13 protein-coding genes are annotated in these 13,918 nt (G+C 68.3%); 3 read left to right on the top strand and 10 right to left on the bottom strand.

Annotation, left to right across the window (positions count from 1 at the left end; all coding sequences use genetic code 11):
* Positions 1 to 122 precede the first annotated feature (122 nt).
* Genes ACIQF0_RS32280 through ACIQF0_RS32265 form a run of 4 tightly spaced genes read right to left on the bottom strand, consistent with a single transcriptional unit; the run spans position 123 to position 4,560 of the window.
* Positions 123 to 1,091: an ABC transporter permease gene (locus ACIQF0_RS32280; RefSeq protein WP_330274541.1), complete on the bottom strand. Its 969-nt coding sequence runs from the start codon at positions 1,089 to 1,091 to the stop codon at positions 123 to 125.
* Entirely contained in the window at positions 1,088 to 2,059 is a 972-nt protein-coding gene (locus ACIQF0_RS32275) for an ABC transporter permease (RefSeq protein WP_401035750.1), read from the bottom strand. The genes ACIQF0_RS32280 and ACIQF0_RS32275 overlap by 4 nt, the downstream gene beginning before the upstream one ends.
* Positions 2,016 to 3,530, bottom strand: a complete 1,515-nt coding sequence (locus ACIQF0_RS32270) for a sugar ABC transporter ATP-binding protein (RefSeq protein WP_401035748.1) — start codon at positions 3,528 to 3,530, stop codon at positions 2,016 to 2,018. The genes ACIQF0_RS32275 and ACIQF0_RS32270 overlap by 44 nt, the downstream gene beginning before the upstream one ends.
* Positions 3,520 to 4,560: an ABC transporter substrate-binding protein gene (locus ACIQF0_RS32265; RefSeq protein ID WP_360034064.1), complete on the bottom strand. Its 1,041-nt coding sequence runs from the start codon at positions 4,558 to 4,560 to the stop codon at positions 3,520 to 3,522. Before ACIQF0_RS32265 ends, ACIQF0_RS32270 begins: the two co-directional genes overlap by 11 nt.
* 128 nt (positions 4,561 to 4,688) lie before the next feature.
* On the opposite strand from ACIQF0_RS32265, the gene ACIQF0_RS32260 reads away from it, so the two are divergent.
* Together ACIQF0_RS32260 and ACIQF0_RS32255 are read left to right on the top strand one after the other, a co-directional pair.
* The gene (locus ACIQF0_RS32260) at positions 4,689 to 5,678 is read left to right on the top strand and encodes a LacI family DNA-binding transcriptional regulator (RefSeq protein ID WP_360034067.1); all 990 of its coding nucleotides are present in this window, start codon (positions 4,689 to 4,691) and stop codon (positions 5,676 to 5,678) included.
* Positions 5,675 to 6,232: a hypothetical protein gene (locus ACIQF0_RS32255; protein ID WP_401035745.1), complete on the top strand. Its 558-nt coding sequence runs from the start codon at positions 5,675 to 5,677 to the stop codon at positions 6,230 to 6,232. The genes ACIQF0_RS32260 and ACIQF0_RS32255 overlap by 4 nt, the downstream gene beginning before the upstream one ends.
* Here ACIQF0_RS32255 and ACIQF0_RS32250 read toward each other — a convergent pair.
* From ACIQF0_RS32250 to ACIQF0_RS32230, 5 genes are all read right to left on the bottom strand, one after another.
* Entirely contained in the window at positions 6,208 to 6,747 is a 540-nt protein-coding gene (locus ACIQF0_RS32250; RefSeq protein ID WP_401035742.1) for an O-acetyl-ADP-ribose deacetylase, read from the bottom strand. The genes ACIQF0_RS32255 and ACIQF0_RS32250 overlap by 25 nt on opposite strands.
* Positions 6,719 to 7,984, bottom strand: a complete 1,266-nt coding sequence (locus ACIQF0_RS32245; protein ID WP_401035739.1) for a tannase/feruloyl esterase family alpha/beta hydrolase — start codon at positions 7,982 to 7,984, stop codon at positions 6,719 to 6,721. Before ACIQF0_RS32245 ends, ACIQF0_RS32250 begins: the two co-directional genes overlap by 29 nt.
* Positions 7,985 to 7,995: 11 nt before the next feature.
* Complete coding sequence (locus ACIQF0_RS32240) at positions 7,996 to 8,364, bottom strand: STAS domain-containing protein (RefSeq protein ID WP_401035736.1); 369 nt, start codon at positions 8,362 to 8,364, stop codon at positions 7,996 to 7,998.
* A gap of 95 nt (positions 8,365 to 8,459) precedes the next feature.
* Complete coding sequence (locus ACIQF0_RS32235; RefSeq protein WP_401035733.1) at positions 8,460 to 9,377, bottom strand: helix-turn-helix transcriptional regulator; 918 nt, start codon at positions 9,375 to 9,377, stop codon at positions 8,460 to 8,462.
* An 84-nt stretch (positions 9,378 to 9,461) separates the two neighbouring features.
* On the bottom strand, positions 9,462 to 10,331 hold the full coding sequence (locus ACIQF0_RS32230; RefSeq protein WP_401035731.1) for an SGNH/GDSL hydrolase family protein: 870 nt from the start codon (positions 10,329 to 10,331) through the stop codon (positions 9,462 to 9,464).
* 186 nt (positions 10,332 to 10,517) lie between these two features.
* Between ACIQF0_RS32230 and ACIQF0_RS32225 the strand changes: the two genes are divergently transcribed.
* Positions 10,518 to 12,848, top strand: coding sequence for a hypothetical protein (locus ACIQF0_RS32225; RefSeq protein ID WP_401035729.1), 2,331 nt, complete (start codon positions 10,518 to 10,520; stop codon positions 12,846 to 12,848).
* A gap of 42 nt (positions 12,849 to 12,890) precedes the next feature.
* Here ACIQF0_RS32225 and add read toward each other — a convergent pair whose 3' ends face one another.
* Positions 12,891 to 13,895, bottom strand: a complete 1,005-nt coding sequence (gene add / locus ACIQF0_RS32220) for an adenosine deaminase (RefSeq protein WP_401035726.1) — start codon at positions 13,893 to 13,895, stop codon at positions 12,891 to 12,893.
* Positions 13,896 to 13,918: the final 23 nt, after the last annotated feature.

The raw sequence follows: 13,918 nt of genomic DNA, 5'->3' as shown, positions 1-13,918 counted from the left end.
AGGGTGTCGAGAGCGGAGGGACTTTCGGTACCCACTCCGCCGCGTGCGCTGTTGGCGTTGAGAACGTTGCTGTGATCAGGATCGAGACCAATACGCCCAGGACGCGTCTGGTCATGGCTCTCCTATCTTCGCAATATTCGCTGCAGGACGACGACGATGAGCAAGAACACGCCGCTGACCACCGACTGGTAGTTGCTGTCGAGCGTGCCGATCTGGTTGATGACGTTCTGGATGACCTTGATCAGGCCCACGCCGATGACGGTGCCGAGGATCGTGCCCATGCCACCGGTCAGCAGGGTTCCGCCGATGACGACGACCGAGATGGCGTCCAGTTCGAGGCCGACGCCGATGACCGTGACGCCCGACTGCAGATAAGCGGCGGTCAGGGCGCCGGCGAGACCCGCCAGCGTGCCGCTCATCGTGTAGACGAGGATCTTGGTCTTCGCGACGGGAACGCCCAGCAGGACCGCCGACTGCTCGGCCCCGCCGGTCGCGAACACGTTCTGGCCGAAGCTCGTGCGGTTCAGGATCATCCCGCCGAGGACGGCGAGCACGGCCGCGATGAAGATCGGATAGCCGAAGCCGAGGACGGTGCCGCGGCCCAGTTCGACGAACGCGCTGTCCGCCGGGATCTTGTAGGTGTTGGCGCCCTCGTCGGTGATCGCGAGCAGGAGACCGCGGGCGAACAGCAGCGACGCCAGTGTGACGATGAACGGCGCCATGTTCGTGCGGGCGATCAGCAGACCGTTGATCAGGCCGATCAACCCGCACACCACCAACGGCAGTGCGAGCGCCGCCAGGAACCCGTACTGCGAGCCCCAGGCCGCGAGCACGCCACCGAGGGCGTAGAGCGAGCCGACGGACAGGTCGATGCCGCCCGTGATGATCACGAACGTCATGCCGATCGCGATCACCGCGAGGAACGAGCCCTGCAGCGCGAGGTCGCGGAGGTTGTCGAGGCTGCCGAAGCGCGGGAAGACCAGCCACGACACCGCGACCATCAGCACGAGTGCGACGGCGGCGCCCTGCCGTTGCAGGACCTTCGTCCGCGCGGCCGCCTTCGGAACGGCGGGAGTGGTTGTGGTGATCATCGGCGCTCCCGTGCCACGTACACGGCGGCGATGATGATCGCGGCCTGGATCATCTGCGCGATCGAGTCCGGCAGGTTGTGCTTGATCAGGGTGGCCCTGACGAGCTGCATCAGGATCACGCCGAACACCGTGCCGAGCACGCGGACCTTGCCCCCGGTGAGCGGGGTCCCGCCGACGACCACGGCGGTGATCGCGGACAGTTCCATGAGCAGGCCCATGTCGGCCGGGTCGCTGGCGGCGAGCCTCGAGGTGGCCAGCACGCCGGCGATCGCCGCGAGCACACCGCAGATCGCGTAGACGCCGATCAGCACCCGGTTGACCGGGAGCCCGGCCAGCGTGGCCGCCTTGCGGTTGCCGCCGACCGCGACGAGCTGACGGCCGAACGTGGTGCGGTTGGTCAGGCCGGCGATTGTGAGCGCCAACAATCCTGCTATGAGCACGCTGATCGGGATTCCGAGCACGTCGCCGGTGCCGAGCTCGAGGAACGTCGGGTCGTGCAGCTGGACGAGCTGGCCCTCGGCGATGACCAGTGCCAGTCCGCGCCCGCCGACCAGCAGCGCGAGGGTGGCGACGATCGGCTGGATGCCGACCTTGGCGACGAGGAACCCGTTGAACGCTCCCGCGAGCACGCCTACGACGAGCGCCATCACGATCGCGACGAGCGGACCGGCGCCCAGGTAGAGCGGGATGATCGCGGCGGCCAGCGCCATGACCGCGCCGACGCTCAGGTCGACGCCCTCGGTGCCGATCACCAGTGCCATGCCGAGCGCGACGATCAGCACGGGCGCGGCCTGGACGAGCTGGGTGGTGAAGTTGCCCAGCGTCAGGAAGTTGGACGTGAACAGGGCGTTGAACAGCAGCAGCACGGCAACGGCGACGTAGACACCGTTGTCCTGCAACCAGCGTGTCCTCGCGGCCGCGGTGCTAGTTGCCGTTCTGGTGGCTGACCGCGTGGTCGTCTGAGCCATCCCTCACCTCCGCCGCGATCGCCTTGAGCACGTGCTCACTCGTGAGTTGGTCGCCTTCCAGCTCGCCGACGACCGATCCGTCGCGCAGCACGACGAGACGGTCCGCTCCGTCGAGCAGTTCGTCCAGCTCGGAACTGATCAGCAGCACCGCCAGGCCTTCCCGCGCGAGCTCGTCGATCAGTTCCTGGACCTCCGCCTTGGCGCCGACGTCGATGCCGCGCGTCGGCTCGTCGAGCAGCAGGATCCTGGGTTCGGTGCACAGCCACCTGGCCAGCAGAACCTTCTGCTGGTTGCCGCCGGACAGTTCCGCGACCTTCTGCTCGGGGCTGGACACCTTGATGCGCAAACGTTTGATGAACGTGTCCACGATCCGGTCCTGTTTGGACCTGCTGATCACACCGAACCGGCTGAGCCTCGGCAGCGCGGCCAGCACGATGTTCTCGCGCACGGACAGGTTCGGGATGATGCCCTCGGTCTTGCGGTCCTCGGCGAGCATGCTGATGCCCGCCCTCATCGCCGACTTCACGTTGTGCGACACCGGTTTGCCCGCGACGAGCACGGTGCCGCCGTCGAGCGGCAGCGCGCCGATGATCGCCTTCGCGGTCTCGGTCCGGCCCGATCCGAGCAGGCCGGCGAGGCCGACGACCTCGCCGGGCCTGATCGACACGTTGACGCCGTTGATGCGCGGCCTGCTGGTCAGGTCCCGCGCTTCGAGCACCGGCTGGGTGTCGGCGTGGTGACCCTCGCCGAACGCCGTGGTGCCGTGCTTCTCGATCTCCGTGACCGACCTGCCGAGCATCAGCGACACCAGTTCGATGCGCGGAAGTTCTTTGAGAGGACCACTGTGAACGTTTCGCCCGTCTCTGAGGACCGTGACCGTGTCACAGATCCGGTACAGCTCGTCCATGCGGTGGCTGACGTAGATGATCGAGATGCCCGCCTCGTGGAGTTTCCGCACGACGCCGAGCAGCGTCTCGACCTCGCGCGGCTCCAGCGACGACGTGGGCTCGTCCATGATCACGACGTCCGCGTTCGCCTCGACCGCCCTGGCGAGCGCGACCATCTGCTGCTCGCCGACCGCGAGCGTCCCGAGTGGACTGCTCACGTCCGCCGTGATGCCGTAGCCCCTCAACAGTTCTGAGGCGTCGGCGTTGCGGCGGGCGCGGTCGATCAGGCCGAACCGGTTGCGCGGCTCGCGGCCCAGGAACAGGTTGGCGGCCACGCTCATCAGCGGAACGAGGTTCACCTCCTGGTAGATCGTGGAGATGTGCCCGTTCCGGGTGATCTGACCGGCATCCGGGGTGTGGATGCCGGTCAGCACCTTGATCAGCGTGGACTTGCCGGCGCCGTTCTCCCCCACCAGCGCGTGGATCTCGCCGCGCTGGAGCGTGAAGTCGACGTCGCCGAGAGCCTGGACGCCGGCGAACGTCTTCGTCACGCCGGCGACCTCGATGACCGGATCAGTAGGCATTGCCGAGCTTCTGCGCCGCGTTCGTCGTGTCGTACTCGTCGTCGGAGATCACGATGTTCTGCGGGATCTCGTCGCCCTTGCCGAACTTCTCCAGCGTGTCGAACGCGAGCGGGCCGAAGCGCGGGTTGGACTCGACCACGGCGGTGTAGCTGCCGTCCGCGATCAGCTGCACGGCGTTGCGCGTGCCGTCGATGGACACGACCTTGACGTCCTTGCCCGGCACCTTGTTCGCGGCCTTGAGCGCGGTGACGGCGCCGACGCCCATCTCGTCGTTCTCGGCGTAGACGGCGGTGATGTCCGGGTTGCTCTGGATGAGCTGCTCCATCACGGCCTGGCCCTTGGACCTGTCGAACTCGCCGGTCTGCTCGGCGACGACGGTGAGGCCGGGCGTGCCGGCGATGCCGTCCTTGAAGCCCTTGGTGCGGTCGACCGTGACGTTGTTGCCCGAGGCGCCGAGCAGGATGGCGACCTTGCCGGTGCCGCCGGTCGCCTTGATCATCTGCTGGGCGGCGCGTTCGCCCTGCTTGACGAAGTCTGAACCGATGAAGGTCAGATAGTCGGTGCACGGCTGCGAGGTGACCTTGCGGTCGATCGTCACGACCGGCACCTTCTTGGCCTTGGCCGCGTCGAACGCGGGCTGCAGGCCGTCGGAGTTGAGCGGCGCCACGATCAGCAGTTGCGCGCCGCGGTCGATCATCGACTTGATGTCGCTGATCTGCTTGTTCAGGTCGCTCTGCGCGTTCGTGTACAGCAGCTCGGCACCCCGCTTCGCAGCCTCGTCCTTGATCGACTGCGTCTCGGCGGTGCGGAACGGGTTCGCTTCCTTCTCCGACTGGGAGAAGCCGACCTTGGCACCCTTCAGGTCGACCTGCGGGTACCCGGTCTTGCTCCGTGCACAGCCGGGACCAGCGCTTTGGTTCTGCGCGGCAGACGCCGCGGGGCCTCCGCTCGTCGCGGTCGTCGGGGTTTCTCTGGCTGTGCACCCCGTCACGAGCAAGGCGGCGACGGCGATGAGCAACATGCGAGACATCGTTGGCTCCTACACGGCGGGCTATGCGTGGACGCGCTCTCAGGCGCTAGATTTGCATCGTTGTTCCAACGTTGTAAAGACCTGAGACCGTCCCGGTATCTTTTTCCCGGAATCTTCTGGAGGAACAGTTGGCCACGCTCAAGGACGTAGCCCGCCTGGCGGGCGTCTCGGTCAAGACGGTGTCGAACGTGGTCAACGGCTACTCGTTCGTCAAAGCGGACAACCGCCGCCGCGTCGAGGAGGCACTGGAGGCCACCGGCTACCGCCCCAACCTCGGCGCCCGCAACCTGCGCCGCGGCCGCACCGGCTTCATCGCCCTGGTGCTGCCCGAACTCTCGATCCCCTACTTCGCGGAGCTCGCGGGTCTCGTCATCGCCGCCGCCCAGGAACACGAGTGGAACGTGCTCATCGAGCAGACGTTCGGCACCCTGGCCGGCGAACGCTCGGCGCTGGCGTCACTCGGCCCGCACCTGGTCGACGCCGCGATCCTCAGCCCGGAGGCGTTGCAGGTCGACGACTTCCAGCTGTCCGTCCCCGCCGTCCTGCTGGGCGAGCACGCCGTCGACGTCCCGATCTCCCGCGTGGGCATCGACAACGTCGCGGCAGCCCAGGCCGCCGTCCGCCACCTGATCTCGTTGGGGCACCAACGAATCGCCGCGATCGGCGCCCACCCCCACCGAGGCACTGCCGCCCTGCGTCTGGAGGGCTACCGCGCGGCGCTGGCCGAGGCTTCACTGCCGTTCGTCGACGAGCTGGTCGTGCCGGCGCTGAACTACCACCGCGCGGACGGTGCCGCCGCGATGAAGTCGTTGCTGGACCTCCGCAACCCGCCGGACGCCGTGTTCTGCTTCAACGACCTGCTGGCCATCGGCGCCATGCGAGCGGCAGCCGAACGTTTCGTGCGCGTGCCCCAGGACCTCGCGGTCGTGGGCTTCGACAACAACGAGGAGAGCGTCTACAGCTCCCCGTCACTGACCTCGGTCGCCCCGGACAAGGGCGCCATCGCCCGCGCCGCCGTGGACCTGCTGCACCGCCGCGCCGAATCCCGCGACTCGGCGCTGGAGGACGTCGAGACCCCGTTCTCGTTGCAGGTGAGGGAAAGCACCGTGGCCCGATGACGGTGACGTTCGGCCCGGACCACATCGTTTTCGCGGACTACGAGTTCCCGTGGGCCAGCGTGCACCCCCACGGCGTCCTGCCCGCGTCCGCTGTCCGCGACGCGTCCACGCAGGTCGATCCGCCGGAGATCCGCACCACGTCCGGCGAGACCCTGTTCTTGTCCTGGGATGATTCGGCCGGGTTGGCCGGGTTCTGCCAGCGCCACGGGATTTCCGTCGCGGGGCGCCTCGACGTGTGGGGCAACCTGTTCGAGCCGTTCCTCGACACGACGTTCAGCGCGGCGCACATGGCCGCCACTGATGCCCGGCTGCACGCAGTGGGGCTCTCGCAGGCTTCGATCGACTCCATTCGTGCGCGGCTCACGCCGTTGATGCGTGCCTACAACTTCGACAGCATGTTGTGGGATTGGACCCATCTCGGGCTGTACGACCTGCTTCGGGCGTTGAACGGGACTTTGGTTCATCCTTCGCTGCCCGCGACCTTGGGTGATCCGGCCGAGGTGTACCGGTGGGCGATGGAGATCGCGGACTACGGGCGGGCGAAGGCGTCGTAGGTTCGCTGGTCGAACAGGACGAACCTGATCAGCGGTACCGGGGAGTTCTTCGTGGCCTCGTGGGCGATTCTCGCGGCGTCTTCCGGGGGCCAGCGGTAGATGCCGGTGGAGATGGCTGGGAACGCGATCGTTTGCGCTTCGAGTTCGGCCGCTACCTGGAGTGCGTTGCGGTGGCAGTCGGCCAGGAGGGTGGAACGGTCTTCGGTGGCCGACCAGACCGGGCCGACGGTGTGCACGACCCACTGCGCTTTCAGGCGGCCCGCGGTGGTCGCGACGGCCTGGCCGGTCTTGAGGCCGCCGCCGTAGTGGCCGGCGCGCAGTGCGCGGCAGTCGGCGAGGATGTCCGGGCCGCCCTTGCGGTGGATCGCGCCGTCCACTCCCCCGCCGCCCAGCAGGGAGGAGTTCGCGGCGTTCACGATCACGTCGACTTCCTGCTCGGTGATGTCGCCGAGGACGTACTCGATGGTGGCCACGTCGCCGATTGGATCACGACAACGGGCAGGTGGCCACGTCATTTGGTCGCGGCAGGGTCGCCGACCGAGGCGGCTCCACCCCGTCCAACCACCGCTCCAGCGCCACGAACGCCGCCCGATGACAAGGCGCAAGAGGCCGCAACCGATCCGGATAGGCATCCACCAGCCCATCCACGTGCGTGCCCTGCTCCACCCGGTAGTACCGGTGCAACCGATCAGGCGTCATCCCCGCGTACACGTCCGAATCCTGACTGATCGGCAGCAACACGTCGTAAGTCCCGTGCACCGTCAGCAACGGCCGCTTCACCTTGCCGGTCAACGCGACCCGGGAAACCGCAGGACCAGCGATGCGACGTCGAGAAGCGTAGGAGTAGTCAACGTCGCAAGCAGCGCTACCAGGAGCGCAGAACGGCACGCCGGCCTCCAGTTCCCCGTCGAACCCGGGATCGAACTCCTCGCGGTAGATGCGCTGCGTGAGGTCCCAGTAGTAGCGGTAGTGGTAGTCCCACAGGAATTCCGTGCCGGCCGGAAAGCCCGCCGCGACCATCGCCTCGTGCGCGCCGGGTTCGCCTGCCAGGTAGGCCGGGTAGGTGCGGAGGACGGGTGGCAGGAACGTGAGCGGGTTCGGGCCCGCGACCGTCCACAGTGTTCCCTCCCAGTCGACGCCGCCGTCGTAGAGGTGCGGACGGTTCTCCAGTTGCCAGCGGACCAGGTAGCCGCCGTTGGAGATGCCGGTGGCGATCGTCCTGCGCGGGGCTCGGCCGTAGCGTTGGGAGACAACGGACTTCGCGGCGATGGTGAGCTGGGTGAAGCGGTGGTTCCACTCCTCCATCGCTCGGCCGTCGCGGTAGAACTGGGCGCCGGTGTTGCCCTTGTCCGTGGCGGCGAAGGCGTAGCCGCGGGAGAGGACCCAGTCGGAGATGGCTCTGTCGTTGGCGTACTGCTCGCGCACGCCGGGGGCGCCGGTCACGACCAGGCCGCCGTTCCAGCGGTCGGGCAGTCTGACCACGAACTGGGAGTCGTGCCAGCCGTGGTTGGTGTTCGTGCGGGAGGTGTCCGGGAAGTAGCCGTCGATCTGGGTGCCCGGCACGGCGGCGGGGACGGGCAGGGCGGCGCTGGTGAGGCCCGCCCAGTCGGCCGGGTCGGTGTGGCCGGTGGCGACCAGGCCCGTCGTGGTGAGGTCGGCCAGGTGGGTCAGTTGCTGATGTTCGGCGCCGGGGACCGTCATCGCGGACGTCGGCGGGGTGAGCGCGAGTACGAGTACCAGCGGGAGCAACATAGCTGGTCAAGCTAGTTGTGGTGGCTCCTCGGCGACATGGTTGCCTCCCACACAAGGCCCGCTTTGAAGGTGGTGAAGCCGAACAGGTCCAGCACTCGGCGCACCTGGGGCTGGGTGTGGCGCAGCTCGAACGACTTGCCGCTGTGGTGCGCGGCGCAGAGCAGGAGCAGGAGGGTGCGCAGGCCGCTCGCGGACAGGAACGTCACCTCCGCCATGTCCACCGACACGCGGTCGGTGGTGGTGTCGGTGACGCCGGGCAGCACGGCGGCGAAGAGCAGGTCGCAGGTCGTCATGTCCATCTCGCCACGGCAGGTGGCCGTGAAACGGGTGCCGGAGCGTTGGGTCCGCACGGCGAACGGGCTGGTCTCACAGGCGGTCATCGGGCCTCACCTCGCAGACGGGCCATCACTTCACCGCACTGCGAGGCCCGAACGATAGCAGCGGAAACGAAGCCACCGACGAGAAAACGAAGTCCTCAACGCGATCGCAAGGTCCAGGACGGCGAGACGCCGTGGACGAGGCGGTAGTGCGCGGCGAAGACACTCGGACGGGCGAAACCCCACCTAGCCGCGATCTCCGTGACGGAACCGTTGCCCGCCTTCAGGTCCTCATGAGCGCACGAGAGACGCACACCCCGGAGGTAGGCCATCGGTGTCGTGCCCAGGTAGCGGCGGAAAGCGAGTTGCAACGCCCGGCTGGACACGCGCGCCGCACGCGCTATGTCGGCCGCGGAGATGTCCGTCGCGGCGTGGTCCTCGATGAACGTGACCGCACGGCGCAGGCTTCTCGGGTGCGCGTCACGCCGGTCGGCAGAGGTCGGCGGGGCTTGGGTGGTGTTCGGGAACGTGGCGAGGGTGGTGGTCACCAGCAGGCGGATCGCGTTCGCCGTGACCAGCGGGTTGTCCTCGAAATGCGGTAGCACCACGTCACGCAGCTGCACGCAGGTTGACCACCACACCGCCGCGGCCTGGGGTGAGGCCGGCCCGAAACCGGCGAACCGCACACCGTCGACCACCTGGTCGATCACCGACTGCGGCAGCGTCACCGTCGACAACCTGGGGTCGGCGATCGCCCCGACGAACGAACTTTCGGGCGGTGCGCTCAGGAACACCTCGCCAGGCAGCCAGAAGCGGTCCTCGCCGCCCGAACTGTAGTAGACGACCCCGGCACCGTTGTGCCCGAAGACGTAGTTGCGCATCGGGTCGACGCTGACCTCGAGCGAGATGTGCCCGCACAACTCGTCGAACCGGACGTCCCCGTGTATCCGCGACGACAGCCGCATGTGAGGGTTCTCGCTGCCGGCGTTGAGACGCATCTGGCCATAAGCCGCGTTCAACACCTCGTGCGCCGCGTCCAAGTCCGCCACCTCGACGACCTGTTCCACGTGCTGCACGATCCTCGTCCGTCTGGCCGGTGTCCATCGCCAATACGGTTGCTTCCGCTCGCCCGATGAGCGAGCGGAAGCAACACACAGGACCTAGGCCCGGACGAGCGAGGCCAGGGCGGTCTGCCCCTGCTGGTTCGGGTGGAACACGGCCTCCGGCCCCTCCTGGCCCGGTGCCAGCGCGTCGAACCCGCGCAGGAACGGGGTGCCCGACTCGCACAGCGCGTGGCCGTCGAACGTGCCGGGGCGGGAGAACGGGCTGGCGAACGTGGCGTTGACGCCCTTGTAGGTCGCCTTGGTCACGGCGGAGCGCAGGGTGGCGTCGATGCCGTCGGCCACCTGGTTGCCCTGGGCGCGTTCCTCGGTGGTGAGGATTCCCTCGCCGCAGATCGGGTCGAGCGTGGCGCCTTCCGGGTTGTCCGAAGTGGACACCTGACGGCCGTAGCCCACGACGACGACTCGCGCGTGCGGGCTGCGCTTGTCGATCTCGGTGAGCAGGGCGGTGACGTTGAGCCCCATCTGCGGCAGCCTCGCCAGGATCGCCTCGGTCGGCGCGCCCGTGCAGTCGGCCTGGACGCAGATGCCACCGTACGTCGCGTAGTCGATGTCGTTGGTGCCGACGGTGAGCAGCACCAGGTTCGTGTCGCGCTTCAGGGCGTCCAGCTGGGCCGGGCGGTCCTTGAAGGGACGGGAGAAGTCCGCGGTGGCGGCGCCGCTGCAGCTCACGTTCGCGAACGAGCCGAGCCTGCCCGCAGCACGCAGCCGTGCGGCCACCTGCTCACCGTACGAGTTGTTGCTGCGCCAGCAGTTCCCGGTCGTTCCGTCTTGGTAGGAGCCTGCTCCCGTGCCCGACGCGTACGAGTCGCCGAGCACCACGAGTGACGTGGAATAGCTCGCGCCGGCCGTGGGAGCGATCCCCAGCGCGGCCAGAACCGCTGTGAGGACAACGATAGTTCTTTTCACTGAACCCCCGATGTTGATGTCATGCCGTCGCCATAGTGCCCGAAACACCAAGTCGTGCGCCGCCAAACGAGATGCGGCAGCCCCTCCACGTGCGCTCATCAGCGAGGACCTACTTTTCGAACTCCCATGACAAACGTCCTGGGTGGATGTCACGATCCGCCGGACTGTTCTTCTCTAGGGGGATCGTTGAGAACATCTGACAGACCCTGGCGTGGCGCCGGGGCACTCGTTGCCGCGCTCGTCGCGGGTCTCGTGGTGGCCGTGCCCGGCACCGCGCACGCCGCCCAGCAACCGAACTGGGCCATGTCCAACCCGGCCAAGTGGGTCACGACCGACTCCAAGCAGCCGCATCAGGAGATCACGACGGGCGACGCGAAGGTCGGCGCCTGGCGGGACGACAAGCACCACATCGGCAAGTCCTACTTCACCTTCGACATCACGCGGTTCAAGGGCACGCAGCTGTTCACGGCGAACCTGCGCACGCCGGAGAAGGCCGCGAACGACTGCGCCAAGCCGCGTGCCACGCAGCTGTGGGTCGTGCAGCCGCCGAAGAAGATCACGTGGGCGCACCAGCCGTGGGAGAGCTCGAAGATCGAGCCGAACCCGAACCAGGACTGCGTGTCGCCCGCGGTCGTCTGGAACGTCGCCGAGCCCATCAGGAAGGCGCTGGAGAAGGGCAGGACGGAGATCACGTTCGTGCTCCGGATCGCCGAGCAGTTCCAGGGCAAGGTCGAGTACGGCCGCACCTACGACCCGGCCGCGGTGCTGAGCACGACGTTCAACACGCCGCCGGGGACGCCGACCGACCTGAAGATCGACGCCCGCGCGTGCGACGGCACCACGCGCTTCATCCCGAGCCTCACGCCGCGCGTCAGGGCGACCCTGCACGACGCCGACCCCGATCCCAGCGGTGGCGTCACCGGGCGGATGGCGTTCTGGCCGGTGGACGCACCGGAGCAGCGGGTAGAGGTCGCGGCACCCGTCCCCGGCGCCGGGGTGGTCGACACCCAGTTCCCCGAGGGCATGGTCAAGGACGGCGGCACCTACGCGTTCGCCGTGCGCACCGAGGACGGGTTCGCGAACTCCGAGTGGTCCGCGCCGTGCCAGTTCACCGCCGATGTGACGGCTCCGAGCGCTCCGAAGATCTCCTCCACGACCTACCAGGAGAACGGTGCGCCTCCCGGTGACGGCGGCCAGGGTCTCCCAGGTCAGTTCACCTTCGACGCCAACGGCGCGCAGGACGTCGTCGCGTTCACGTACGACGGCGTCGGCGTCCCCTACGGCCGGGTGGAGGCGGACGCACCGGGTGGCAAGGCGACGATCACCATCACACCGGACCGGGACGGCCCGCTGTACGTCCAGGTCCAGAGCATCGACCGCGCCGGACTCCGTTCGGACAGCACGACCTACCGCTTCTGGGTCCGCACCACCGCGCCCTGGGTGCAGAGGCCGTTGCTGGAGCTCGGCAAGCCCGGCCAGTTCGTGCTCAACGCCACCCAGGACGGCGCCACGCGGTTCGTCTACCAGATCGACGGTGGCGCGGAGCAGACCGTGCCGGTCGGTGAGGACCGCAAGGGCCGCTTCACCCTCACCTACACCGAGCCCGGTGCCGAGTGGCACGACCTGAAGGTCTGGACGGTCACCGCCGCCGGTGCCCGGTCGGGGGTCACGACCAGTTCGTTCACCGTCGACCAGGTGCGACCGGAGGTCGACACCACCCCGTGGTCCGGCCTCGTCGGCGAGAAGCGCACGATCACCGTGACACCGGCCCGGGACGATGTTGTGTCCTATGTGTACAAGATCGGCGACGACCCGGAGCAGCAGCTGCCCGCGGCACCGGACGGGACGCTGACGTTCGAGTACACGCCGACGGTCAAGGGCACCTTCGACGTGCTGGTGGCGAGTGTCAACGCGGCCGGAGTCCGCTCCGGCTGGGGTGAGAGCGCGATCGACGCCGAAGCGCCGGCACCGGTGGTGACGAGCAACGACTACAAGAACCAGCCGGGCGGTGCTCCTGGCCAGACCGGCACGTTCACGTTCTCGTCGCCACGGCTCCCCGTCGTGTCGTACAAGTACAGGTTCGGCGACGAGCCGTGGCAGACCACCACGGGCACGCAGGTCCAGTGGGCGCCCAAGAAGCCGGGCTACCACTACCTGTACGTGCGCGGCGTCACGGACACCGGTGTGGAGAGCGACGACCAGTCGTACGTGTTCCAGGTGAAGCCGGCGCTTCCCACCCTGACGAGCCCGCAGTTCCCGGACGGCGGTCCGGTGACGGCACGGCCGAACGTGCCGATCGAGTACGTCGTGACGCCCGCACTGGCCGGGTCGCACGAGGTCCTGTGGTACGTCGCCTTCAACACGCCGCAGGTCGTTCCGGTGGACGCGGACGGCAAGGCGCGGTTCACCGTCACCATGCCGTCCAGCGGGACGTTCTACCTGACCGTGTCGAGCAGAACGCCTGAGGGCGTCGTGTCCGGCAACCTCGAGCGGTCGTACTCCGTTCCACAGCAGTGAGTTCGCGGTGGCCCGCGGGTGAACGCCCGCGGGCCACCGGCCTCAGGCCGAGGCGCGCACGCCCGCGATCTCCTCCAGCAACGACGTCTTGCGGTCGTTGGGCAGGAACGAGGCCAGCACGGCGTTCTCCGCCAGCGTCGCCACCTGCGCGGGCGTGAGATCGAGCGCGGTGGCCACCGCCAGGTACTCGCCTTCGAGCGTGGCGCCGAAGAACGGCGGGTCGTCGGTGTTCAGCGTGACCACCACGCCCGCGTCGAGCATCTGCCGCACGGGATGCACCTCGATCGACGCGACCTGTCGCGTGCGGACGTTGGACGTCGGGCACACTTCCAGCGGGATTCCCTTCAGCACCAGGTGTTCCACCAGCGCCGGGTCCTCGACGCAGCTCGTGCCGTGGCCGATCCGTTCGGCCCGCAGGTCCCGCACGGCGGACCAGATGGTCTCCGGGCCGGTGGTCTCCCCCGCGTGCGGCACGCAGTGCAGGCCCGCATCCCTTGCCTTGTCGAAGAAGCGCGCGAACTGGGCGCGCCCGACGCCCGCTTCGGGCCCGCCCAGGCCGAAGGACACCAGGCCGTCCGGGCGTTCGGACAGCGCGAACGCCAGCGTCTCCCGTCCGGCCACCAGCCCCTTCTCCCCCGGGATGTCGAAGCACCAGGCCAGGTCGACGCCCAACGCCGCCGCCTCCGCGCGACCGGACTCGAGGCCCGCGAGGAGTTCGTCGCCGGCCATGCCGTCCGTGACGTGGTTGTACGGCGTGACAGTGACCTCGGCGTACCGGACGTTCTGCCGGGCCAGTTCCCGCGCCAGGCCGACGACGAGGGTGTGGATGTCGGCGCGGCCCTTCAGCATCGACTGGACCGCCCAGTACACCTTCAGGAAGTGGTCGAAGTCCCGGAACGTGTAGAAGCGCTCCAGTTCGCCGCGGTCGGTAGGCACGCCGGCCTGCGGGTGGCGCCGGGCGAGTTCCAGGACGGTGTCGAGGCCGGCCGATCCGACGAGGTGGACGTGCAACTCGACCTTGGGCAAGGCGTGGATGAACGAACGCATGGCAAAGCTCCCTGTGCGGCACG

Origin of the sequence: Lentzea sp. NPDC092896, assembly GCF_044754905.1 — a bacterium.
In the GTDB taxonomy this organism is placed as follows: Bacteria; Actinomycetota; Actinomycetes; order Mycobacteriales; family Pseudonocardiaceae; genus Lentzea.
This window is presented reverse-complemented; position numbering and strand designations above follow the sequence as displayed.

Coding starts and splice junctions, on each gene's coding strand:
- ACIQF0_RS32270 (WP_401035748.1), bottom strand. CDS start 3,530: ATGCCTACTGATCCGGTCATCGAGGTCGCCGGCGTGACGAAGACGTTC.
- ACIQF0_RS32245 (WP_401035739.1), bottom strand. CDS start 7,984: ATGTTGCTCCCGCTGGTACTCGTACTCGCGCTCACCCCGCCGACGTCC.
- ACIQF0_RS32280 (WP_330274541.1), bottom strand. CDS start 1,091: ATGATCACCACAACCACTCCCGCCGTTCCGAAGGCGGCCGCGCGGACG.
- add (WP_401035726.1), bottom strand. CDS start 13,895: ATGCGTTCGTTCATCCACGCCTTGCCCAAGGTCGAGTTGCACGTCCAC.
- ACIQF0_RS32275 (WP_401035750.1), bottom strand. CDS start 2,059: ATGGCTCAGACGACCACGCGGTCAGCCACCAGAACGGCAACTAGCACC.
- ACIQF0_RS32265 (WP_360034064.1), bottom strand. CDS start 4,560: ATGTCTCGCATGTTGCTCATCGCCGTCGCCGCCTTGCTCGTGACGGGG.
- ACIQF0_RS32250 (WP_401035742.1), bottom strand. CDS start 6,747: ATGACGTGGCCACCTGCCCGTTGTCGTGATCCAATCGGCGACGTGGCC.
- ACIQF0_RS32240 (WP_401035736.1), bottom strand. CDS start 8,364: ATGACCGCCTGTGAGACCAGCCCGTTCGCCGTGCGGACCCAACGCTCC.
- ACIQF0_RS32255 (WP_401035745.1), top strand. CDS start 5,675: ATGACGGTGACGTTCGGCCCGGACCACATCGTTTTCGCGGACTACGAG.